Source organism: Micromonospora sp. DT227, from assembly GCF_049841835.1.
In the GTDB taxonomy this organism is placed as follows: Bacteria; Actinomycetota; Actinomycetes; order Mycobacteriales; family Micromonosporaceae; genus Micromonospora.
On record NZ_JBNCLA010000009.1, the window covers coordinates 62,788 to 83,448 of the forward strand.

The window sequence follows — 20,661 nt, forward strand, 5'->3', positions numbered from 1 at the left end:
CGGCATGATCGGACGACTGCGTTCCACCGTGATCGACTGTCCCGACCCGCGTGCGCTGGCCGGCTTCTACGCGGAGCTGCTCGGTCTCCCGCTGATCGAGGACAATTCCGACGGCGACGACTGGGTGGTCCTCGGCGGCGCGCCCGGGCACCAGCCGCGGCTCGCCTTCCAGAAGGCGCTCGACCTGCGGGCACCCGACTGGCCCGACCCGGAGCGGCCGCAGCAGTTCCACCTGGACGTGACGGTGGACGACATCGAGGCGGCCGAGAAGGCGGCGCTGGCCCTCGGCGCGCGGCGGCTGCCCGGCGAGGGGGAGGGCTTCCGGGTCTACGCCGACCCGGCCGGCCACCCGTTCTGCCTCTGCTGGGACTGACCGCACGGGGCTTGCGCGGCCGGTGCATGATCACCACCGTGACCGCCTCCACCGACCGACGCGCCGCCGGCTCGCTCTTCGGCCTGGCCTACGGCGACGCCCTCGGCAAGCCGACCGAGTTCCTCACCGTCACCGAGATCGTCCGGCGCTACGGCCCGGCCGGTCCCCGCGAGCTGGAAGGTGACCCGGCACTGGTCACCGACGACACCCAGATGGCGCTGGCCGTGGCGTGGGCGTTGCACGACGCGCCCGCGTACACGGCGGAGGCGGTGGAGCCGCTGCTGCGGCAGCGCTTCCTCGACTGGGCGGCCAGCCCGGAGAACAACCGCGCACCGGGCATGACCTGCCTGCGGGCCTGCGCCGAGCTGAGCCGGGGCACCCGCTGGCAACAGGCCACGGTCGCCGGTTCGAAGGGCTGTGGCGCGAACATGCGGGTCACTCCGGTCGGGTTGCTCGACGTCGACCTCGACACGCTGGCCGGGCTGGCCCAGCTCCAGGCCGGCCTCACCCACGGGCACCCGACCGGGCTGGCGGCCAGCGAGCTGACCGCGTACGCGGTCCGGCTGCTGCGCGACGGCGCGGCGCTGCCGGCGCTGCCCGGCCTGCTCACCGAGCGGGCCCGCGAGCAGCGCACGGTCTACCGGGGCGAGTGGCTCGGCGACCTGTGGCAGCGTCCGGGCGTCACCGACCCGGTGGAGTTCATCGCCCGCGGCTGGGACGACTGCCTGCGGGTGCTCGGCCGGCTGGAGGCGGCACTGGCCCGCCCCGACGACGGCGGTGACCCGTGCCGGCTCACCGGCGAGGGGTGGATCGCGGAGGAGGCGCTCGCGACCGCGCTGCTCTGTGCGCTGCGGCACCCGGACGAACCGGTCGCCGCGCTGGCCCGGGGCGCCACCACCGCCGGCGACTCGGACTCCATCGCCGCGCTGGCCGGGGCGTTCCTCGGGGCCGCGTACGGGATGGCCGCCTGGCCGGCCGGCTGGTCCGCCCGCATCGAGTACGCGGACCAGCTCACCGCCCTGGCCGACCCGCTGGACTGACCGGCGTCCCGCGCTACGCGGTGAGGTGGGGCAGGCGGCGGACGCCGCGCCACACCTCGGGGTCGCAGTCACCGGCGCGGTCCGCGAACGCGTCGAGCGGCACCCGGATCGGTTCGCTGACGTCGAGGAAGCTGTCGTGGTCCGCGCCCGGGTCCCAGGTGCGGGTCGGGATCCGCACGTGGTCGTCCCGGTCCGACTTGTCCTGGCTGGTGATCTTCAGCACCCCGGCCGCCCGGCCGTCCACCCGCAGCACCAGGCAGGGGCGCACCTTCGAACCGGTGCCGTCGGCGTACGGCACGTCGGCCCACCAGATCTCCCCGGGCCGTGGCCGGTCCCCGGCCGGACGGTCACCGCCACGCGGCTTCGGCGGGGCGGCCACCCGCCCACCACCGGGCCGGCTGCCCCGACCGCGTCCGGGCCGGTTGTCCCGTCCGCCACCGGGCCGGCTGCTCCGCCCGTCGGCGGCGCGGCGGCGCCACTCGCTCCACAGCCAGCCCGCCGCCACACAGGCCACGATCACCAGTGCCCAGATCAGCGCGTCGCGCATCCGTGCCCGCCTTCCGTCCGCTTCGGCTTCCGTCCGCTTCGGCCCAGCGATCGTCGCACGGTTGCGGCCCGTCCGCTCCGCGGCGCGGCACGCGTCTCCCTGGCGGCGGGTCGCCCTGCTCAGCGCGGGTGGGCGGACGGTTGTCACAGCCGACCGTTACGGTTCGGGGGTAGCACGAGCACGGGAGGTCGACAGCGTGTCCGATGGTGGCGGCGTGTCCGAAGAAGCGGTTCCCCCGACGGTCGACGCCGCCCAGAAGGCGGCGGCCGGCGTCGAGCCGACCCCGGAGGCCCGGGAGCGGCACGCCACGCTGAGCCAGGAGCTCACCGAGCACCAGTACCGCTACTACGTGCTGGACGCGCCGACGATCACCGACGCCGAGTTCGACAGGCAACTGCGCGAGCTGGAGGCGCTGGAGGCGGAGTTCCCGGCGTTGCGCACCCCCGACTCGCCCACCCAGCGGGTCGGCGGCACGTTCTCCACCGACTTCACCCCGGTCACGCACGCCGAGCGGATGCTCTCGCTCGACAACGCGTTCGCCGACGAGGAGCTGGCCGCCTGGGCCGAGCGGGTCGAGCGCGACGCCGGTGGCCCGGTGCCCTACCTCTGCGAGCTGAAGGTCGACGGCCTGGCCATCAACCTGACCTATGAGAAGGGCCGGTTGGTCCGGGCGGCCACCCGCGGCGACGGCCGCACCGGTGAGGACGTCACCGCCAACGTCCGCAGCATCAAGGGCGTGCCGGCCCGGCTGACCCCGTCCGACGACTTCCCCGACGTGCCCGAGCTGATCGAGGTGCGCGGCGAGATCTACTTCCCGGTGGCCGGGTTCGCCGACCTCAACGCGAGCCTGGTCGAGCAGGGCAAGGCGCCGTTCGCCAACCCGCGCAACGCCGCCGCCGGCAGCCTCCGGCAGAAGGACCCGCGGGTCACCGCCGGTCGGCCGCTGCGCCTGATCGTGCACGGCATCGGCGCCCGCAAGGGCTACCGGCCGTCCGCGCAGTCCGAGTCGTACGCCGCGCTCAAGGCGTGGGGGCTGCCCACCAGCGACCGCTGGAAGGTGGTGGCCGACCTGGCCGGCGTCGCGGAATACATCGCCTGGTACGGCAAGCACCGGCACGACGTCGAGCACGAGATCGACGGCGTGGTGGTCAAGGTCGACCCGGTCTCCATCCAGGGTCGCCTCGGCTCGACCAGCCGCGCGCCGCGCTGGGCGATCGCCTTCAAGTACCCGCCGGAGGAGGTCAACACCACGCTGCTCGACATCGACGTCAACGTCGGGCGCACCGGCCGGGTCACCCCGTTCGCCGTGCTCCAGCCGGTCCTGGTGGCCGGCTCCACGGTCGCGCTGGCCACCCTGCACAACGCTCGCGAGGTCGAACGCAAGGGTGTGCTCATCGGTGACACGGTGGTGCTGCGCAAGGCCGGCGACGTCATCCCCGAGATCCTCGGCCCGGTGGTCGACCTGCGGCCGGCCGACGCCCGCCCGTTCGTCATGCCGACCACCTGCCCGGCCTGCGGCACGCCGCTCGCGCCGGCCAAGGAGAGCGACGTCGACATCCGCTGCCCCAACGGGCGGACCTGTCCGGGGCAGATCCGCGAGCGGGTCTTCTACCTGGCCAGCCGCAGGGTGCTCGACATCGAGGCGCTCGGCGAGAAGGGCGCGGCGGCGCTGCTGGACGCGCAGATCATCACCAACGAGGGCGACCTGTTCCAGCTCGACGCCGAGCAACTCGCCCGCTCGCCGTTCTTCGTGAACAAGGACGGCAGCCTCGGCACCAACGCCACCAAGCTGCTGGAGAACCTGGCCGAGGCCAAGGAACGGGACCTGTGGCGGGTGCTGGTGGCGTTCTCCATCCGGCACGTCGGCCCGACCGCGGCGCAGGCGCTCGCCCGGCACTTCCGCTCCGTCACCGCGATCGAGGAGGCGTCCGAGGAGGAGCTGTCCTCGGTGGACGGCGTCGGCCCGACCATCGCCGCGAGCCTCAAGGAGTGGTTCGCCGTCGACTGGCACCGCGACGTGGTGCGCAAGTGGGCCGCGGCCGGCGTCCGCATGGCCGAGGAGTCCGCCGACGAGGGGCCGCGCCCGCTCGACGGGGTCACCGTGGTGGTCACCGGCACGCTTGCCGGGTTCAGCCGCGACGAGGCCGCCGAGGCGATCCAGAGCCGGGGCGGAAAGGTGACCGGCTCGGTCTCCAAGAAGACCGGCTTCGTGGTGGTCGGCGACAACCCCGGCACCAAGGCCGACAAGGCGGCCACGCTGAAGCTGCCGATCCTCGACGAGGACGGGTTCCGGGTGCTGCTGGAGTCCGGTCCGGAGGCGGCCCGGGCGGTGGCCCGGGTGGAGGAGTGACCGCCGCCGGGGTGACCGCCCGGCGGCGTATACCAACTTAATTACGACTAGCACCGATTCGTGACTGTCGTGTCGGGGAAAACGGTCCGTAGGGCGTTTCATTGGCGTACGGCGCGTGACGGCGCGCGCCAGGACCGTGCCCGGGAGGTGCGATGGCGACCGACGACCCGCGCAACTCCGTCCCGCCGGGGCGGACCGGGCCGTTCTTCGGCTTCGTCGGTGCGGTAGGCCTCGTCGCCCTGCTCGTCTCGGTCGGGCCGCTTGCCGCGCTGCCCGGCCGGCTGACCGAGCTGCCGGTCGCGTTCTGGACGATGGCGGCGCTCGCCGTCGTCTGCGACGCCCGCCCGTTCGTCCCGCCCGGCCGGCGGCAGACCTCGGCGGTCTTCCCGTCCACCTGCTTCACCTTCGCCATCCTGCTCGGCTGGGGGCTCGGCCCGGCGGTGGCGGTGCAGGCCGTGGCGGTGGCCGTCTCCGGCTGGCGTCTCGGGTACGCCGCCTGGCGCACCGGCTTCAACGCGGCCCAGTACGCGTGCGCGCTGGCCGCCGCGTACGCGGTCACCAGGTTCGGTCCGGGCGAGCTGTTCGGCGGCGGCCGGCTGCACTGGACGGACGTGGCAGCGGTGGGCGGCGCCACGGTGGCCTGGTTCGCGGTCAACTACGGGCTGGTCAACTCCGCCATCCGGCTGCGCTTCGGGGACCGGTGGTGGCCCAACGTCCGGCTCGGGCTGGCCTACGAGCTGCTCTCCACCGGCTCGCTGCTGCTGCTCGCGCCGGTGCTGGTGGCCGCCGCGCGGGCCAGCGCGGCGCTGATCCCGCTGGTGCTGGTGCCACTCTTCGCGGTCTACCGGATGGCCCGGCTCTCCGCCGAGCGGGAACAGCTCGCCGACGTCGACCCGCTGACCGGGCTGCCCAACCGCAAGGCGTTGCTCAGCGAGGTGGTCGAGCAGGTGCACCTGCACGCCGAGCGGGCCGCCCGGGGCGAGCCGGACGCCCACGTGGCCCTGCTGCTGCTCGACCTGGACCGGTTCAAGCACGTCAACGACGCGCTCGGCCACGCGGTCGGGGACCGGTTGCTGGTCGAGGTGAGCGCCCGGCTGATCGACGTGGTCGGCGAGCACGAGATGGTGGCGCGGCTCGGCGGCGACGAGTTCGCCATCGTCGTGCCGGGGCTGACCGGCGTCGAGGAGGCCCGGGAGCGGGCCGACCGGGTGGTCGCCGCGCTGGCCGAGCCGGTGCCGTTGGACGGGCTGCCACTGGACGTGGGCGGCTCGATCGGCGTCGCGCTCTTCCCCGAGCACGGCGAGGACTTCGCCACCCTGATGCGGCACGCCGACGTGGCCATGTACGACGCCAAGCACCGCACCGACACGGTCGCGGTCTACGCGCCGGAGTCCGATCACAACTCGGCCGAGCGGTTGAGCCTCCTGGCGGACCTGCGCCGGGTGTTGGAGTCCTCGCCGTCGTCCTCCGGTGAGCCGGTGGGCGTACGCGGCGGGGACGGCGCGGCGCTGACGCCGGGGCTGCCCGCCGCCCGGCCGGCGCATCCGGGTCGGCCGGACGGCGGGCACCCGGTCCACGACGCGCGGCCGGCTCGTGAGGGCCGGTCGGGGCAGGAGGGCCGGCCGGTCCACGCGGACGGTCGGGGCGCGGAACGGCCCGGCGTCGTCCCGGCCCGCCGACGGCTCCGGTGGCGTCGGGAGCGTGTCGAGGCGCGCTCCGACGACGACCTGATCGAGCGGATCCTGACCGGCGCCGACCCGACCCGCCGCCGGGCCGACCGGGTCCCCGACCCGGTTCGTTCCGGCGCTGACCCGGCGTCGGCCGCGGCGGCCCCACCGGCGTCGGCCGCGGCGGCCCCACCGGCGTCGGCGGAGGTGGCGCCGGCTGTGTCGACCGCGTCGGCCCCGGCCGGCGGACCCGCCGTGGAGGCCGCCCCGGCCGCCCCGGCCGCCCCGGCCGCGCGGCTCGCGGAGACCACGGCCGCGTCGGCCGCGGAGGCCGGCGAGATCACCATGTACTACCAACCGCAGATCGCCATCGCCACCGGCGAGGTGGTCGGTGTGGAGGCGCTGCTGCGCTGGCGGCACCCGCGCCGGGGCATGGTCGACCCGGGGGAGCTGATCCAGGTCGCCGAGCAGAGCGCGGTCATGCGGCTGCTCACCCGCCGGGTGGTGGACGACGTGGTGGAGCAGCTCGCGAAGTGGTCCGCGGCCGGGCTCACGTTGCGGGCCGCGCTCAACGTCAGCGTCCGGGACCTGCACACCGGCGAGATCGCCGACCAGATCGCCGACCGGCTGACCCGGTACGGCGTCCCGCCCGAGCGGCTCCAGGTGGAGATCACCGAGGGTGCGCTGATGGCCGACCCCCGTCGGGTGCTGGCCAGCATCACCCACCTGCACCGGATCGGCGTCGGGATCGCGCTCGACGACTTCGGCACCGGATACTCCTCCCTCCAGCACCTGCGCCGGCTGCCACTGTCCGAGGTGAAGGTGGACCGGTCGTTCGTGCTGGGCATGGCCGACGACCCGGACGACGCGGCGATCGTCCGCTCGATGATCGAGCTGGCCGGCGCGCTCGGCCTGCGGGTGGTCGCCGAGGGCGTGGAGGACGAGCGCACCTGGCGGCTGCTGCACGCCGCCGGCTGCGACGTGGCGCAGGGCTGGTTCCACGCCCGGCCGATGCCGGCCGAGGACCTGATCGCCTGGCTGTCGCGTTACCGCCCGGTCCGCCCGACCGCGGTGGACGGCGACGGGCGGGGCGGGCCGGCGGCGGAGGGGGAGTCGAAGGCGTCGTCGTGACGGCGGGACAATAGACTCGCTCCGGTCACCGCGCGTCATCGTGCTCCGTCAGGCGCGCGGCCGGCACACGCAGACGTCTGAAGGACAGCCACGAAGGGGGCACCCGATGGCCGCCATCTCCCGCGAGGAGGTCGCGCACCTCGCGCGACTGTCGCGGCTCGCCGTCACCGAGGAGGAGCTGGACATGTTCGCCGGCCAGCTGGACGTGATCCTCCAGTCGGTCGCGCAGGTCGGCGAGGTCGCCGCGGCGGACATCCCGCCGACCTCCCACTCGGTGCCGCTGACCAACGTGCTCCGCGAGGACGTGGTGACGCCGAGCCTGACCCCGCAGGAGGTGCTGTCGGGTGCGCCCGACGCCGAGGAGCAGCGGTTCCGCGTTCCGCGGATCCTGGACGAGGATGTGGCATCGTGACCGACCTGACCAGGCTCAACGCCGTCGACCTCGCCGGCCTCGTCGCCAACGGTGACGCCTCGGCGGTCGAGGTCACCCGCGCCCACCTGGACCGGATCGGTGCCGTCGACGACCGGGTGCACGCGTTCCTGCACGTCGACAGCGACGGCGCGTTGGCCGCCGCGCGGGCCGTGGACGAGCGCCGCGCCGCCGGCGAGGAGCTGGGCCCGCTGGCCGGCGTCCCGGTCGCGGTCAAGGACGTGCTGACCACCAAGGGCGTGCCGACCACCGTCGGGTCGAAGATCCTGGAGGGCTGGCGTCCGCCGTACGACTCGACGATCGTCGAGCGGCTGCGCGCCGCCGGCACGGTGATGCTCGGCAAGACGAACATGGACGAGTTCGCGATGGGCTCGTCCACGGAGTACTCCGCGTACGGGCCGACCCGGAACCCGTGGGACACCGAGCGCATCCCGGGCGGCTCCGGCGGCGGCAGCGCGGCGGCGCTGGCCGCGTACGAGGCGCCGCTGGCGATCGGCTCGGACACCGGCGGCTCGATCCGTCAGCCCGGCGCGGTCACCGGCACCGTCGGCGCGAAGCCCACCTACGGCGGCACCTCCCGGTACGGCCTGGTGGCGTTCTCCTCGTCGCTGGACACGCCCGGCCCGTGCGCGCGTACCGTGCTCGACGCCGCGCTGCTGCACCAGGTGATCGGCGGCCACGACCCGCGCGACTCCACCTCGATCCCGGCCCCGGTGCCGGACGTGGTGGGCGCGGCGAAGCTCGGCGCGAGCGGTGACCTGACCGGCGTCAAGCTGGGCGTGGTCACCGAGTTCACCGGCGAGGGCGCCGAGCCGGGCGTGATGGCGGCGTTCCGCGAGTCGGTCGAGGCGCTGGCCAAGCTGGGCGCCGAGATCGTCGAGATCTCCTGCCCGCACTTCAAGTACGCGCTGCCGGCCTACTACCTGATCGCGCCGAGCGAGTGCTCCTCCAACCTGGCCCGCTTCGACGGCGTCCGGTTCGGCCTGCGGGTCGGCGACGACGGCAACCGGTCGCTGGAGGAGGTCATGTCGCTGACCCGCGAGGCCGGCTTCGGTCCCGAGGTGAAGCGGCGCATCATGATCGGCACGTACGCCCTCTCGTCGGGCTACTACGACGCCTACTACGGCCAGGCGCAGAAGGTGCGCACGCTTATCACGCGCGACTTCACCAGCGCGTTCGATCAGGTGGACGCGCTGATCTCGCCGACCACGCCGTTCGTGGCGTTCCCGATCGGCGCGCGCACCTCGGACCCGTACCAGATGTACCTGGCGGACCTGTTCACCATCCCGACGAACCTCTACGGCGGTCCGGCCATCTCGGTGCCGTGCGGGTTGTCCGACGGGCTCCCGGTGGGTCTGCAGATCATGGCGCCGACCATGGCCGACGACCGGATGTACCGGGTGGCCGCCGCGTTGGAGTCCAGCGTCGGCGCGTTCACCCCGCCGGCCCTGTAGCACCACCGCCGATCGGCGTCGACGGGTTCCCGTCGGCGCCGGTCGGCGTTCCCGGCTGCACCGGTGCCGCGTCGAGGTAGCGGCGGGCCTCCCGGATGCCGCGCCAGCGCCACCAACCCGTGCCCGCCCAGAGCAGGACGAGGACCGCGGCGGTCACCCGGGTCGAGGGGCCGGCGTCGCCGAGCAGCACGATCCCCTGGGCCGCGATGCCCAGCGCGCAGAGCCAGAGGTACCAACGCTGGTCGATGCGGCGGTCGGCCTCCCGCCGGGCGGCGGCGTCGACCCCTGGATCGGTGGCCCGGCCCGCGCGCAGCGCGGCCCGCACCGCGGCGGTGGGGCTTCCGACAGGGGTACGCATCCGCGGCACCAGCCGCCGGCCGAGCAGCAGCGCCAGCCCCGCGCCGACGAACGCGGGCACGGCGGTGAGGACGAACAGCGCCACCACGTCCTGGAAGTCGTACTCGCCGTCGGTCGCCCAGATGGCGATCGCCAGTGCGGGGATGCCGAACGCCACCGCGCCGGCCACCAGCACCACCCGGGTCGTCGCCGGCCCGTTGCGCACCGGTCCGGCCCGATCGGCGTCCGGCCCGGTCACCGCCGCCCGCGCCCGCGACGGGTCAGCACCAGCGCGACGGCGACCGCCACCAGCCCGGGGAGCACGGTGGCGGCCAGCATCAGGGCCACGTTGTCGGGATTGCGGTCGTCGCTGGACAACCACTGCGCCCAACTGACCAGAACGGCCAGCAGCCACACCGCGGCGACGGCCAGCAGCACCGTCCTGGCTCGCGTGCCGCGTGCCGTCGAGACGTTCCCCGTATTCGTCATGGTCGACACGTACCCCGGTGTCGGTTTTCGCATGCCGGCGTGGCGGGCCCCCGCGCGGCGATCTCGAAGCCCGGCAGCGGGGTGGCCGGCCCAGCCGATTAGGCTGGACCGGTTCTGTCCGGATCGCGCCTGGAGCTCAGATGACGACGACACTGCCCGCGTACGACGAGGTCGTCGCGCGCTACGAACCGGTGATCGGCCTGGAGACCCACGTCGAGCTGGGCACGAACACCAAGATGTGGTGCGGCTGCCCGACCGACTTCGGCGGCGAGCCGAACACCCGGGTCTGCCCGGTCTGCCTGGGCCTGCCCGGTTCGCTGCCGGTGGCCAACAAGGCGGCCATCGAGGCGACCATCCGGATCGGCCTGGCGCTGAACTGCTCGATCGCCGAGTGGTGCCGGTTCGCCCGGAAGAACTACTTCTACCCGGACATGCCGAAGAACTTCCAGATCAGCCAGTACGACGAGCCGCTCTGCTTCGACGGCCACCTGGACGTCGACGTCGACGGCGAGCTGGTGCGCATCGGCATCGAGCGGGTGCACCTGGAGGAGGACACCGGCAAGACGCTGCACGTCGGTGGTGCCACCGGCCGCATCCACGGCGCCACCGAGTCGCTCGTCGACTACAACCGGGCCGGCATCCCGCTGGTCGAGATCGTCACCAAGCCGATCCCCGGCACCGGCGCGCTCGCCCCGGAGATCGCCCGCGCGTACGTCGCCGAGCTGCGCGACGTGATCCGCTCGCTTGGTGTCTCCGACGTGCGGATGGAGGAGGGCTCGCTGCGCTGCGACGTCAACACGTCGTTGAACCTGCCCGGCGCGGAGTGGGGCACGCGGACCGAGACCAAGAACGTCAACTCGCTGCGCTCGGTCGAGCGGGCGGTCCGGTCGGAGATGCTGCGCCAGGCGTCGGTGCTGGACGCGGGCGGCCGGATCGTCCAGGAGACGCGCCACTTCCACGAGGACACCGGCGACACCACGTCGGGCCGGTCCAAGGAGACCGCCACCGACTACCGGTACTTCCCGGAGCCGGACCTGGTGCCGCTCGCGCCGGACACCGCCTGGGTGGCCGAGCTGAAGGCCGCCCTGCCGGAGCTGCCGCGGCTGCGCCGCAAGCGGATCCAGCAGGACTGGGGCCTCTCCGACCTGGACATGCAGTCGGTGGTCAACGCCGGCGCGGTCGAGCTGATCGAGGCCACCGTGGCGGCCGGCGCCACCCCGGCGGCGGCCCGCAAGTGGTGGCTCGGTGAGCTGTCCCGGCGGGCCAACGAGACCGGCGTGGAGCTGGCCGACATCGGGGCGACCCCGGCGCAGGTGGCCGAGCTTCAGGGCCTGGTCGACGCCGGCAAGCTCAACGACAAGCTGGCCCGCACCGTGCTGGAGGGCGTGGTGGCCGGCGAGGGCTCGCCGACCGAGATCATGACCGCCCGCAACCTGGAGGTCGTCTCGGACACCGGCGCGCTCACCGCCGCCGTGGACGAGGCGATCGCCGCCAACCCGGCCATCGCCGACAAGATCCGCAGCGGCAAGGTGGCGGCGGCCGGCGCCCTGGTCGGCGCCGTCATGAAGACCACCCGCGGCCAGGCGGACGCCAAGACCGTCCGCGAGCTGATCCTGGAGCGTCTCGGCGCTGCCTGACACGTGTTAAAAGGGGCCCCCGCCTATGCAGAATGCGTTAAGCGGGGGCCCCTCCTTACCCCCCACCCCGCAGAGGGCGTCAACGGCGACGCCCGGATGGAGCAAGCGTGAACACCGACGTCCTCGACGAGATCCAGCGCCGGGTGCTCTGGCTCGCCACCCGCATCGTCGACGCGGCCAACCATGACCGGGACACCGGCGACGGGGTGAAGGTCGGCGGCCACCAGGCGTCGAGCGCGTCGCTGGTGACCGCGATGACCGCGCTCTGGTTCCAGCACCTGGACGCCGAGGACCGGGTCGCGGTGAAGCCGCACGCCTCCCCGGTGTTCCACGCCATCCAGTACCTGCTCGGCAACCTGGACCGGTCCTACCTGCCGAAGCTGCGCGCCCGGGGCGGGCTCCAGTCGTATCCGTCGCGGACCAAGGACCCGGACGAGGTGGACTTCTCCACCGGCTCGGTCGGCCTGGGCGCCGCCGCGCCGCTGTTCGCCGCCGTCACCCGCCGCTACGTCGACGCGCACTTCGGCGCGCGCCCGCACTCCCGTTTCATCGCGCTGATCGGCGACGCGGAGCTGGACGAGGGCAACATCTGGGAGGCGGTCGCCGACCCGGCCACCACCGGCCTGGGCAACGTGATGTGGCTGGTCGACTTCAACCGCCAGTCGCTGGACCGGGTCGTCCCCGGCATCCGGATCAACCAGTGGCGCGGCCAGTTCGAGGCCGCCGGCTGGCACGTCATCGAGGTCAAGTACGGCCGCCGGCTCGCCGAGGCGTACGCCCGGCCGGGCGGCGCGGCGCTGCGCGACTGGATCGACCGGATGCCGAACGAGCAGTACCAGTCGCTGTTCGGGCTGGCCGGGCCGGTCCTGCGCAAGCAGTTCCTGGACGGCGCGCCGGACGAGGTGACCGCGTTCGTCGCCGACGTCCCGGACGACGAGCTGGGCCCGCTCGTCACCGACCTGGGCGGGCACGACGCGCAGGCGCTGCTCGACGCGTACGCCCAGTGCGACGCGGTCACCGACCGGCCCAGCGTGGTGTTCGCGTACACGGTGAAGGGCTGGGGGCTGCCGATCGCCGGCAACCCGCGCAACCACTCGGCGCTGCTGAGCACCGAACAGGTGGCCGCGCTGCGGACGGCGCACGGCCTGACCGCGGAGACCGAGTGGGACCGCCTCGACCCGGCGTCCCCGGCCGGCATCTGGGCCGGCGAACGCCGGGAGGCGCTGTCCCGCGCGCCGCGCGAGCGGGCGCTGGGCGTCACCGTGCCGGAGTCGACCCGGGTACGCGCGAACAAGCCGGTCTCCACCCAGGAGGTGTTCGGCCGGGTGCTCGTCGACCTGGCCCGTGACCCGCAGGTGGCGCCCTACCTGGTGACCACCGCGCCGGACGTGGCCACCTCGACCAACCTGGCCGGTTTCATCAACAAGACAAGTGTGTTCGCCCCGACCGAGCAGCGTTCGTGGACCGAGGACCGGATGCTGCGCTGGACGGAGAGCCCCGCCGGGCAGCACATCGAGCTGGGCATCTCCGAGATGAACCTGTTCCTGCTGCTGGGCCAGCTCGGCCTGTCGTGGGACCTGTCCGGCCAGCCGCTGCTGCCGGTCGGCACGGTCTACGACCCGTTCGTGCTGCGCGGGCTCGACGCGTTCCTGTACGGCACCTACTCGGGTTCCCGGTTCGTGGTGGCCGGCACCCCGTCCGGCATCACGCTGGCGCCCGAGGGCGGCGCGCACCAGTCCACCATCACCGCGTCGGTGGGCCTGGAGCTGCCCGGGGTGACGTTCCTGGAACCCGCGTACGCCGGCAGCCTGGACTGGCTGCTCTGCGACGCGCTCGGGCAGATCGCCGGCGGCGCCGCGCCGGCCGTCACCGCCGCGCCGGCCGAGGACGGGGCGTACTACTTCCGGCTCAGCACCCGCCCGATCGACCAGGCGCCGTTCGAGGCGGCGCGGGCCCGGCTCGGTGACGCGGTGCTGCGCCGGCAGGTGGTGGCCGGGGCGTACCGGCTCGTCGACGCGCACCAGGCGTACCCGGATCTGGCGGACGCCCCGGTCGTGCAGCTCGCCGCCTCCGGCGCGGTGCTGCCGGAGGTGCTGGCCGCCGCCGCGGAGCTGGCGGAGGAGGGCGTGGCGGCGCACGTGGTGGACGTGACCAGCCTGGACCGGCTCTACCGCGCGTGGCAGCGGACGCTGCGTCAGGGCGTGCGGACCGCCACCGTGCCGAGCGTGCCCGGCGCGCTGCGGTCGGCGTTCGCCGACCGGGTGCCGGTGGTGACCGTGCAGGACGCGGCCTCGCACGCGATGGCCTGGCTCGGTTCGGCGGTCGGCGCCCCGGCGGTGCCGCTCGGGGTGGACGAGTTCGGTCAGTCCGGCACCGTCCGGGAGCTGTACGAGCTGCACGACCTGCTGCCCGGCAGCATCGTCAACGCGGCGCTGGCCGCGCTCGCGTTGCGCTGACCCGGCCGGACGGTTGCGCGGCGCCGGCGACACGGCGCCGTGGTGAGGAGTGAGCGGGCCGCGCGGTGGCGGAGCGTGAGCGGCGGGCGTCGTCGCGCAGCGTGCTGGCCGAGCGGAGCGATTGTGGGACCGCGCACGGCCTTTGCTCTGCAGCCATATCCGCAGCACGGCCCTGACCTGCGTGCAGGTCGGGGCCGTCGCGCGCTGCCGGTCGCCGGCCCGGTGACACTCGGTGCCTGCTGCGTCGATGGCTGCAGAGCAAAGGGGGCGCAGGCCGACACCCGTCCCGATGCCGCCGTCACCAAAAGTAACGGGTCGGTGCGGTCAGCTGGGGGTCGGTGCCGGGGTCGCGCTCGGCGACCCTGATTCCGGGGCGCCGCGGGTCGGTGTCGGGGTGACCGGCACCTCGTCCCCCTTGGCCGGATCCCTGATGACGTGCCGTTCCAGGTTGACCTGCGACTGCCCGGTGCCGCCCACGGTGATCTCGTCGTACGCCTGGAGCAGCTTCTGCTGGTCGAAGTAGAGCACCGTCATGGCCAGCGGCGTCGGCTTCTCGCCCTCCAGCCCGCGCAGCCCGGCCCCACCGGTCGAGCCCTCCACCATCAGCGTCGTCGGCTGCTCGCCCGGCACCTGCGGCAGCTTCGACACCTGGCGGGCGTGGGTGTGCCCGGAGAGCACCAGCGGGCAGGTGCCGGAGAGCGGCCCGGCCGATGCCGGGTCGTGCACCAGCGCCACGTCCACCTTCCGCGGTGACTTCTCCACCGTGGCGGCGAGCTGCTCGCCGGCGCCGATCACCTGGTCGGCCACCGCCGACGTGAGTCCGCTGCCGGCCGGCGAGGTCTCCTTGTCCGGGGTGAACCGCGGGTCGCCGATGCCGGCGATGGTCAGCCCGGCCACGGTCGTGGTCGAGTTGTTCAGCACCACGGCGTTCGGCTGCTGGGCCACCGCCGCGGCGGTCCGCGGCGAGTCGTGGTTGCCGCGGATGTAGACGTAGGGCTTCTTGAGCAGGCCGATCGAGCCGACGTAGGACGCCTCCGGCTCGCTGCCCCAGTCGGTGAGGTCGCCGGTGTCGATCACGACGTCGATGCCGAACTGCTCGACCACCGTGCGGATCAACTGCCACCCGGTCGGGTTGAGGTGCATGTCCGAGACGTGCAGCACCCGGGTGGTGCCCGGGGACGGCTGCACCACCGGCAGCGCCGAGACCGTGGTGTAGAGCTTGCTGACGTTGCCGACCAGCCGCTGGAGCTGCTCCGCGTACTTGGTGTAGTCGTTGGCGATCCGCCGCGCGTCACCCACGATCGCGGGCGCGTTGACCAGCAGCCCCTCGTACCGCGGTTCCTCGATCGCCTGTGGCCGCAGGGTGGCCGCGCCCAGGCCGAGACTGCCGGCGGTGATGACCAGCGCCAACCCGCCGGCCCAGGCGGTCCGCCGCACGTCGCGGAAGACCAGCCCGGCCAGGAGCAGGGTGGCCAGCACCGCCGCGGCGAGCGTCCGCAGGCCGAGCCGCATCACGCCGTCCCGGACGTCCTGCACCGCCGACTGGCTGGCCCGGCTGATGCTCGCCGGATCGTCGATGAGTGCCTCGGTGCGCCGCTGGTCCAGGGAGCCCACCTCGACGGTCAGGTACGCCGGCCCGTCGTGGCTGTCCAGCAGCAACGCGCCCAACGGCGGGATGTCGACGGTGGTGCCGCCGCTCAGCGACGGGCTGAGCTTCAGCTCCGCCCGGAACGGGCCGATGTCGGTGCCGACGTGGCCGCCGGCGTACGTGCCGACCACGATGCCGCCGAGCGTGACCGCGAGCAGCGCCAGCGCCACGCCGACCCGGCGCAGCCGGTGGCCCGGCCGCCAGGCCGCGAGGCGGCGGGCGCGTCCGGTCACCGGGGACGTCGGGTTCCCGGCGCGCTGCTCTTCGTTCTCCTGGCCGTCCATGCTGAAATCCTGACCTGCCCAGTGCGTGATCTTGGCAAACCTGTCCGAAGCGGCTCAGCTCCGGCCGGCGCCGCCGTCCGCGAGGACGAGCCGCAGGATCCGGTCGTCCTCGGCGGCCGGCCGGCCCCGGCCGTCCCGGTTCGAGGTGCTCACCCAGATCGAGCCGTCCGGCGCCACGGCGGCGGCACGCAGCCGACCGTACCTGCCGGTGAGCAGCTCGCGCGGCTGGCCCAGGACGGTCCCGTTGCCGGCCAGCTCGACCAGCCACAGCCGCTGCCCGCGCAGGCACGCGGCGACCAGCAGCCGCTCCACGGCGGCCAGGCCGGAGCAGGACGCGTCGCCGGTGCGCCACTGCACGACCGGGTCCACGTAGCGGTTGTCGTCGCCGCGCCCCTCGACCTGCGGCCAGCCGTAGTTGCCGCCCTGGTTGATCTGGTTGATCTCGTCCCAGGTGTTCTGGCCGAACTCCACCGCGTACATCCGCTTGTCCGGCATCCAGGCGAAGCCCTGCACGTTGCGGTGACCCGAGGACCACACCGGCGAACCGGCGGTCGGGTTGCCCGGGGCCGGCTTGCCGTCCGGGGTGATCCGGAGGATCTTGCCGCCGAGGCTCTTCGGGTCCTGCGCGTTCGCGGTGCGCCCGGCGTCCCCGGTGCTCACGTAGAGGAAGCCGTCCGGGCCGAAACCCAGGCCGCCGCCGTCGTGGTTGCCGGCCTTCGGGATGCCGGTGAGGATCGGCGTCGGCGTCTGACCCAGCCGCAGCTTCGCGACCCGGTTGTCGGCCTCGGCCGTGTAGTAGACGAAGATCATCCGGTCCTGCGCGTACTTCGGGGAGACGGCGATGCCGAGCAGACCGCCCTCACCGCCGGCCGCCACGCCGGGCACCGTCTGCACCGGCCGGACCGCCAGCCCGTCCGGCCCCGACTCCGGGCCGACCTGGACGATCCGGCCGCTGTCCCGCTCGGTGACCAGCGCCGCGCCGTCGGGCAGGAACGCGATCGCCCACGGCACCGCCAGCCCCTTCGCCAGCACCGTGGCCACCACCTGCTGGCTCGCCCCGCCCGGGCTGGCCGTGCTCGACGGCGTCGGCAGGTTGGGCGGCTCGCCGGCCGGATCCGGCTCGGGCTCGCCGAGCGCGCAGCCGGCGGTGCCCAGCAGCAGCGCCGCGCAGGACGCCGCCAGCGCCGTCCGGAGGCGGCGGGCGCGGGGGTACGGGAGTCGCGGGCTCACCCGGCCCAGCCTAGCCGGACGTGGCGGCGAACCGGGCCGGACGACGCGGTGCGGGCCGGACGCTCATCCGGCGCGCAGGGCGAGCACGGCGACGTCGTCCTCGCGGCGGTGCGCGGCGGCCAGCAGCCGGTCGCAGAGCACGGCCAGCGGCACGTCGGGACCGTCGGCGGCGAGCCGGTCGAGCAGCTCCGCCTGCCCCTCGTCGATCGGCTGGTCCCGGCGTTCGATCAGGCCGTCGGTGTGCAGCAGCAGCGTGTCGCCCGGCGCGAGCGTCAGCGTCCGGCCGGTGCGCCGGGGCGGACGGACCAGACCGAGCAGCGGACCGCGTCCCTGCGCCACCGACACCGTGCCGTCGGCGCGGATCAGCAGCGGCGGCGGGTGCCCGGCGTTGCACCAGCGGACCCGGAGCCCACCGTCGCCGGGGCGGACCCGGGCCAGCACGGCGGTGGCGACCGTCGGCACCCGGAGCCCACCGATGGCCCGGTCGAGGTTGGCCACCAGCTCCTCCACCGGATCGTCGCGCCCGTACGCGTTGCCCCGGACCAGGTTCCGCAACTGGCCCATGGTGGCGGCGGCCTCGATGTCGTGGCCGGCGACGTCACCGATGGCGGCGATCAGCTCGCCGTCGGGCTGGACGAACGCGTCGTACCAGTCGCCGCCGACCTCGACCCGGTCCGCCGCCGGCAGGTAACGGGCGGCCAGCTCCATCCCGGACACGGTCGGCAGCACCGGCAGCATGCTGTGCTGGAGCACCTCGGCCACGTGCCGCTGCTCGCCGTAGAGCCGGCTGTTGCCGACCGCCTGGCCGGCGCGTACCCCGATGTCCTGCGCGGTCCGCAGGTCGCTCGCGTCGAACCCGCGCCGGCCGGCGCGGTTGACAAGCGTGACGGTGCCGATCACCCGGTCGCCGACGGCGGTGATGGGCACCGTCAGGTGCGAGCCGATGCCGAGCCGTTCGGCCAGCGGCACCAGCTCCGGACGGGTGGTGCCGCGCGCCACGTCCCCGATGCCGGCGGCGCCGCGCATCACCGGCCGACCGGAGCGCAGCACCGAACGGATCAGCGACTCCGGGCCGAGCCCGGTGGTCAGCAGCGTGGCGAAGCGGGCCAGGTCGGCGCGGCGGTCCCCGTCCCGGTGCACGCCGGAGACGCTGCGCGGCCGGCCCGCCGGGTCGACCAGCGTGATCAGGCACCAGTCGGCCAGCAGCGGCACCATGGCGTGCGCCAGGCGGTCGACCGCGGTGGCCACGTCGAGCGTGCCGCCGAGCATCTCGCTCATCCCGGCCAGCATCGCGAGCCGGTCGTGGGCCTCCTCCGCCCGGCGGCGGGCCTGTTCGGCGCTGCGGACCGCGATCCGCAGCCGCAACTCCGACGAGCAGGCGGCGGCCAGGTCGGCGAGCGTACGCAACTGCTCCCTGGTCCAGGCGCGGGGCTTGCTGTCGATGGCGCAGAGCGAGCCGAGCACCCGCCCCTCCAGGTCGGTCAGCGGCATGCCCGCGTACGCCACCACGCCGAGGTCCTCGATGGCGAGGTTCAGCCGCACCCGTGGGTAGAGCCGGGCGTCGGGCAGCACCATCGGCACCTCGATGTCGACGACGTGCTGGCAGAACGAGTGGCTGAGCGGGGTCTCCCGGCGGTCCGCCCAGGGCTGCGGCAGCCCGGTCGCGCCGGGGAAGAACTGGCGGTCCGCGTCGACCAGGGAGACCAGCGCGACCGGCACGTCGAGCAGGTCGCCGACCAGCCGTGCGAAGCGGTCGAACGCCTCGTCCGGCACCGCGTCGAGGCGCGTCTCGTCGAGGGACCGCAGCCGGTCGGGATCGGTCAGCGCCGGAATCGGCGCCGCCTTCCGCTCCGGGTCGTCCTCGCTCATCGCCCCCCTGTCGTGCGCACCGTGACGCCGGCCGGCGTCCCGCCCCCGATTAAACCCTGTCGCACGTGTGTCCGACCCCCGGCGGGGCGTTCGTCACGGCCGCCGCGGCGTCGACCTGCGGGTACGGATATCGTCGGCGGTCGTGAAGGCATGGATTCCGCACCCCGACGGTCGTCGCCTGCTCGGCGAACTGCCGCCCGCCGTCACCGTGGAGGTGCTGACCGATCCGGCCCGGCTCCCGTCGTCCCCGGCCGGGGTGCGGTTCTGGGTGCCGCCGTTCCTGGCCGGCCCGGACGCCGGCGCGCTCCTGGCCGACCTGCCGGACGTCGAGGTGGTGCAGTTGCTCTCCGCCGGCGCGGACGCGTGGGCGGGCCGGATGCCGGCCGGCGTGACGCTCTGCGACGCCCGCGGCGTGCACGACTCGGCCACCGCCGAGTGGGTGGTCGGCGCGATCCTGTCCGCGCTGCGCGGGTTCGCGCCGCTGGCCCGCGCCCAGGCCCGCCGGGAATGGGCGTACGACGAGGTCGCCCCGACCGACGAGCTGGCCGGCAAGCGGGTGCTGATCGTCGGCGCCGGCTCGATCGGCGCGGCGGTACGCGCCCGGCTCGCCCCGTTCGAGGTGAGCTTCACGCTTGTCGCCCGTACCGCCCGCCCGGACGAGGACGTGCACGGGGTGGCCGACCTGCCCGCCCTGCTGCCCGCCGCGGACGTGGTGGTGCTGCTGGTGCCGCTGACCGGGCAGACCCGGGGTCTGGTCGAGGAGCGGTTCCTCGCCGCGATGCCGGACGGCGCGTTGCTGGTGAACGCCGCGCGGGGGCCGGTGGCCCGGACGCCGGCGCTGCTCGCCGAGCTGGCGTCGGGGCGGCTCCGGGCCGCGCTGGACGTCACCGACCCGGAGCCGCTGCCGGCCGACCATCCGCTGTGGGAGCTGCCGAACGTGCTGCTCACCCCGCACGTCGCCGGCTCGGTGCGCGGTCTGCTGCCGCGCGCGTACCGGCTGGTGGGGGCGCAGTTGCGCCGCTTCGTGGCCGGGGAGGAGCTGACGAACCGGGTGGTGGACGGCTACTGACCGGCGTCGTCGTCGGGCTGCTCCCGACCGGTGCCGTCGTCGGGCTGCTCCCGACCGGTGCCGTCGTCGAGCCGTCCCCGGCCGGTGGTGCCGTCGGGAAGGCGCTGCCCGGTGGCGGCGACCAGCCGGGGGAGGTCGGCGGCGCGTACCGCGGGCAGCACGAGCACCTGCCCGTCGTCGAGCCGGACGACGGCCCGGCCGCGGGCGTCGCCGGCCAACTCGGCGACCCGGTCCCAGGGCACCCGTCGCTGCCCGACGAGCGCCCGCAGCCGTAGCTCCCGGGCGTCGGCGTCGGTGCCGGACCGCCACGCCCACAGCCCGATCCCGAGCGGCACCAGCAGCACCCAGAGCAGCCACCACCGGGCGGTGGCCAGCGGCAGCGCGCCGATCAAGGCGACGATGGCGGCCACCAGGATGGCCTGGTTGGGACGGAAACGGACGGTGTCGGCGCGACTCACGCCCCGATGATCGCATCCGCCCAGCTCACCCCCCGCCCCTGCCCCCTGCCCCCCGCCCTGCCCCCCGCCCTGCCCCCCGCCCTGCCCCCCGCCCTGCTCCCCGCCCTGCCCCTCGCCCCGTGATCATGAAGTTGGCGGCAACCTCCGTCCGTTTTGTCGCCGTCAACTTCATGATCGACCGAGCGGGGCGCTC

Annotated in this window: 15 protein-coding genes and 1 pseudogene; 9 read left to right on the forward strand and 7 right to left on the reverse strand. The window is 74.4% G+C overall.

All coding sequences use genetic code 11. The annotated features are described in order from the left end of the window. Positions 1-4 precede the first annotated feature (4 nt). Together ACLQ2W_RS26425 and ACLQ2W_RS26430 are read left to right on the forward strand one after the other, a co-directional pair. Complete coding sequence (locus ACLQ2W_RS26425; RefSeq protein ID WP_281935890.1) at positions 5-373, forward strand: VOC family protein; 369 nt, start codon at positions 5-7, stop codon at positions 371-373. A 26-nt stretch (positions 374-399) separates the two neighbouring features. Beyond that, positions 400-1,413 carry an ADP-ribosylglycohydrolase family protein gene (locus tag ACLQ2W_RS26430; protein ID WP_425789629.1) on the forward strand — a complete coding sequence of 338 codons (1,014 nt, stop codon included), beginning with the start codon at positions 400-402 and terminating at the stop codon, positions 1,411-1,413. A gap of 13 nt (positions 1,414-1,426) precedes the next feature. Here the strand turns inward: ACLQ2W_RS26430 and ACLQ2W_RS26435 are convergent, their stop codons facing one another. Further along, entirely contained in the window at positions 1,427-1,960 is a 534-nt protein-coding gene (locus ACLQ2W_RS26435) for a type II toxin-antitoxin system PemK/MazF family toxin (protein WP_425789631.1), read from the reverse strand. A 196-nt stretch (positions 1,961-2,156) separates the two neighbouring features. Here ACLQ2W_RS26435 and ligA point away from each other — a divergent pair, with 196 nt between their 5' ends. The 4 genes from ligA to gatA all read left to right on the forward strand — a co-directional run bounded on the left by ligA (position 2,157) and on the right by gatA (position 8,992). Next, positions 2,157-4,310 carry an NAD-dependent DNA ligase LigA gene (gene ligA / locus ACLQ2W_RS26440; protein ID WP_425789633.1) on the forward strand — a complete coding sequence of 718 codons (2,154 nt, stop codon included), beginning with the start codon at positions 2,157-2,159 and terminating at the stop codon, positions 4,308-4,310. A gap of 152 nt (positions 4,311-4,462) precedes the next feature. Next, positions 4,463-7,108, forward strand: a complete 2,646-nt coding sequence (locus tag ACLQ2W_RS26445) for a putative bifunctional diguanylate cyclase/phosphodiesterase (RefSeq protein ID WP_425789635.1) — start codon at positions 4,463-4,465, stop codon at positions 7,106-7,108. Positions 7,109-7,214: 106 nt separating this feature from the next. Then, a complete protein-coding gene (gene gatC / locus ACLQ2W_RS26450; protein WP_281935881.1) occupies positions 7,215-7,520 on the forward strand; it encodes an Asp-tRNA(Asn)/Glu-tRNA(Gln) amidotransferase subunit GatC in 306 nt (101 codons plus the stop codon). Further along, complete coding sequence (gatA, locus tag ACLQ2W_RS26455) at positions 7,517-8,992, forward strand: Asp-tRNA(Asn)/Glu-tRNA(Gln) amidotransferase subunit GatA (protein WP_425789637.1); 1,476 nt, start codon at positions 7,517-7,519, stop codon at positions 8,990-8,992. The genes gatC and gatA overlap by 4 nt, the downstream gene beginning before the upstream one ends. Here the strand turns inward: gatA and ACLQ2W_RS26460 are convergent. Beyond that, positions 8,973-9,587: a hypothetical protein gene (locus ACLQ2W_RS26460; RefSeq protein WP_425789639.1), complete on the reverse strand. Its 615-nt coding sequence runs from the start codon at positions 9,585-9,587 to the stop codon at positions 8,973-8,975. The two genes, gatA and ACLQ2W_RS26460, sit on opposite strands and share 20 nt — an antisense overlap. Then, the gene (locus tag ACLQ2W_RS26465; protein ID WP_425789641.1) at positions 9,584-9,817 is read right to left on the reverse strand and encodes a hypothetical protein; all 234 of its coding nucleotides are present in this window, start codon (positions 9,815-9,817) and stop codon (positions 9,584-9,586) included. Before ACLQ2W_RS26465 ends, ACLQ2W_RS26460 begins: the two co-directional genes overlap by 4 nt. A gap of 140 nt (positions 9,818-9,957) precedes the next feature. Between ACLQ2W_RS26465 and gatB the strand changes: the two genes are divergently transcribed. Both gatB and ACLQ2W_RS26475 read left to right on the forward strand, forming a co-directional pair. After that, complete coding sequence (gatB, locus tag ACLQ2W_RS26470; protein WP_425789643.1) at positions 9,958-11,454, forward strand: Asp-tRNA(Asn)/Glu-tRNA(Gln) amidotransferase subunit GatB; 1,497 nt, start codon at positions 9,958-9,960, stop codon at positions 11,452-11,454. Positions 11,455-11,561: 107 nt separating this feature from the next. Beyond that, positions 11,562-13,910, forward strand: a complete 2,349-nt coding sequence (locus ACLQ2W_RS26475) for a transketolase-like TK C-terminal-containing protein (RefSeq protein ID WP_425789645.1) — start codon at positions 11,562-11,564, stop codon at positions 13,908-13,910. A 324-nt stretch (positions 13,911-14,234) separates the two neighbouring features. Here the strand turns inward: ACLQ2W_RS26475 and ACLQ2W_RS26480 are convergent, their stop codons facing one another. The 3 genes from ACLQ2W_RS26480 to ACLQ2W_RS26490 form a co-directional block, all read right to left on the reverse strand. Beyond that, entirely contained in the window at positions 14,235-15,842 is a 1,608-nt protein-coding gene (locus ACLQ2W_RS26480; protein ID WP_425789647.1) for a metallophosphoesterase family protein, read from the reverse strand. Between the two features lie 54 nt (positions 15,843-15,896). Continuing rightward, positions 15,897-17,072 carry a PQQ-dependent sugar dehydrogenase gene (locus ACLQ2W_RS26485; RefSeq protein ID WP_425789649.1) on the reverse strand — a complete coding sequence of 392 codons (1,176 nt, stop codon included), beginning with the start codon at positions 17,070-17,072 and terminating at the stop codon, positions 15,897-15,899. A gap of 63 nt (positions 17,073-17,135) precedes the next feature. Continuing rightward, positions 17,136-18,941, reverse strand: coding sequence for a SpoIIE family protein phosphatase (locus ACLQ2W_RS26490; protein WP_425789651.1), 1,806 nt, complete (start codon positions 18,939-18,941; stop codon positions 17,136-17,138). Positions 18,942-19,083: 142 nt separating this feature from the next. Here ACLQ2W_RS26490 and ACLQ2W_RS26495 point away from each other — a divergent pair, with 142 nt between their 5' ends. Beyond that, positions 19,084-20,010, forward strand: a complete 927-nt coding sequence (locus ACLQ2W_RS26495) for a 2-hydroxyacid dehydrogenase (RefSeq protein ID WP_425789653.1) — start codon at positions 19,084-19,086, stop codon at positions 20,008-20,010. Between the two features lie 92 nt (positions 20,011-20,102). Here the strand turns inward: ACLQ2W_RS26495 and ACLQ2W_RS26500 are convergent. Then, positions 20,103-20,468 (reverse strand): annotated as a pseudogene (locus ACLQ2W_RS26500) (PH domain-containing protein); the annotation flags it as partial. Positions 20,469-20,661: the final 193 nt, after the last annotated feature.

What these genes read in the sequence shown, in the direction of transcription:
- ACLQ2W_RS26425 (WP_281935890.1), top strand. Translation starts at nt 5, where the DNA reads ATGATCGGACGACTGCGTTCCACCGTGATCGACTGTCCCGACCCGCGT.
- ACLQ2W_RS26430 (WP_425789629.1), top strand. Translation starts at nt 400, where the DNA reads ATGATCACCACCGTGACCGCCTCCACCGACCGACGCGCCGCCGGCTCG.
- ACLQ2W_RS26435 (WP_425789631.1), bottom strand. Translation starts at nt 1,960, where the DNA reads ATGCGCGACGCGCTGATCTGGGCACTGGTGATCGTGGCCTGTGTGGCG.
- ACLQ2W_RS26445 (WP_425789635.1), top strand. Translation starts at nt 4,463, where the DNA reads ATGGCGACCGACGACCCGCGCAACTCCGTCCCGCCGGGGCGGACCGGG.
- gatC (WP_281935881.1), top strand. Translation starts at nt 7,215, where the DNA reads ATGGCCGCCATCTCCCGCGAGGAGGTCGCGCACCTCGCGCGACTGTCG.
- ACLQ2W_RS26465 (WP_425789641.1), bottom strand. Translation starts at nt 9,817, where the DNA reads ATGACGAATACGGGGAACGTCTCGACGGCACGCGGCACGCGAGCCAGG.
- gatB (WP_425789643.1), top strand. Translation starts at nt 9,958, where the DNA reads ATGACGACGACACTGCCCGCGTACGACGAGGTCGTCGCGCGCTACGAA.
- ACLQ2W_RS26480 (WP_425789647.1), bottom strand. Translation starts at nt 15,842, where the DNA reads ATGGACGGCCAGGAGAACGAAGAGCAGCGCGCCGGGAACCCGACGTCC.
- ACLQ2W_RS26490 (WP_425789651.1), bottom strand. Translation starts at nt 18,941, where the DNA reads ATGAGCGAGGACGACCCGGAGCGGAAGGCGGCGCCGATTCCGGCGCTG.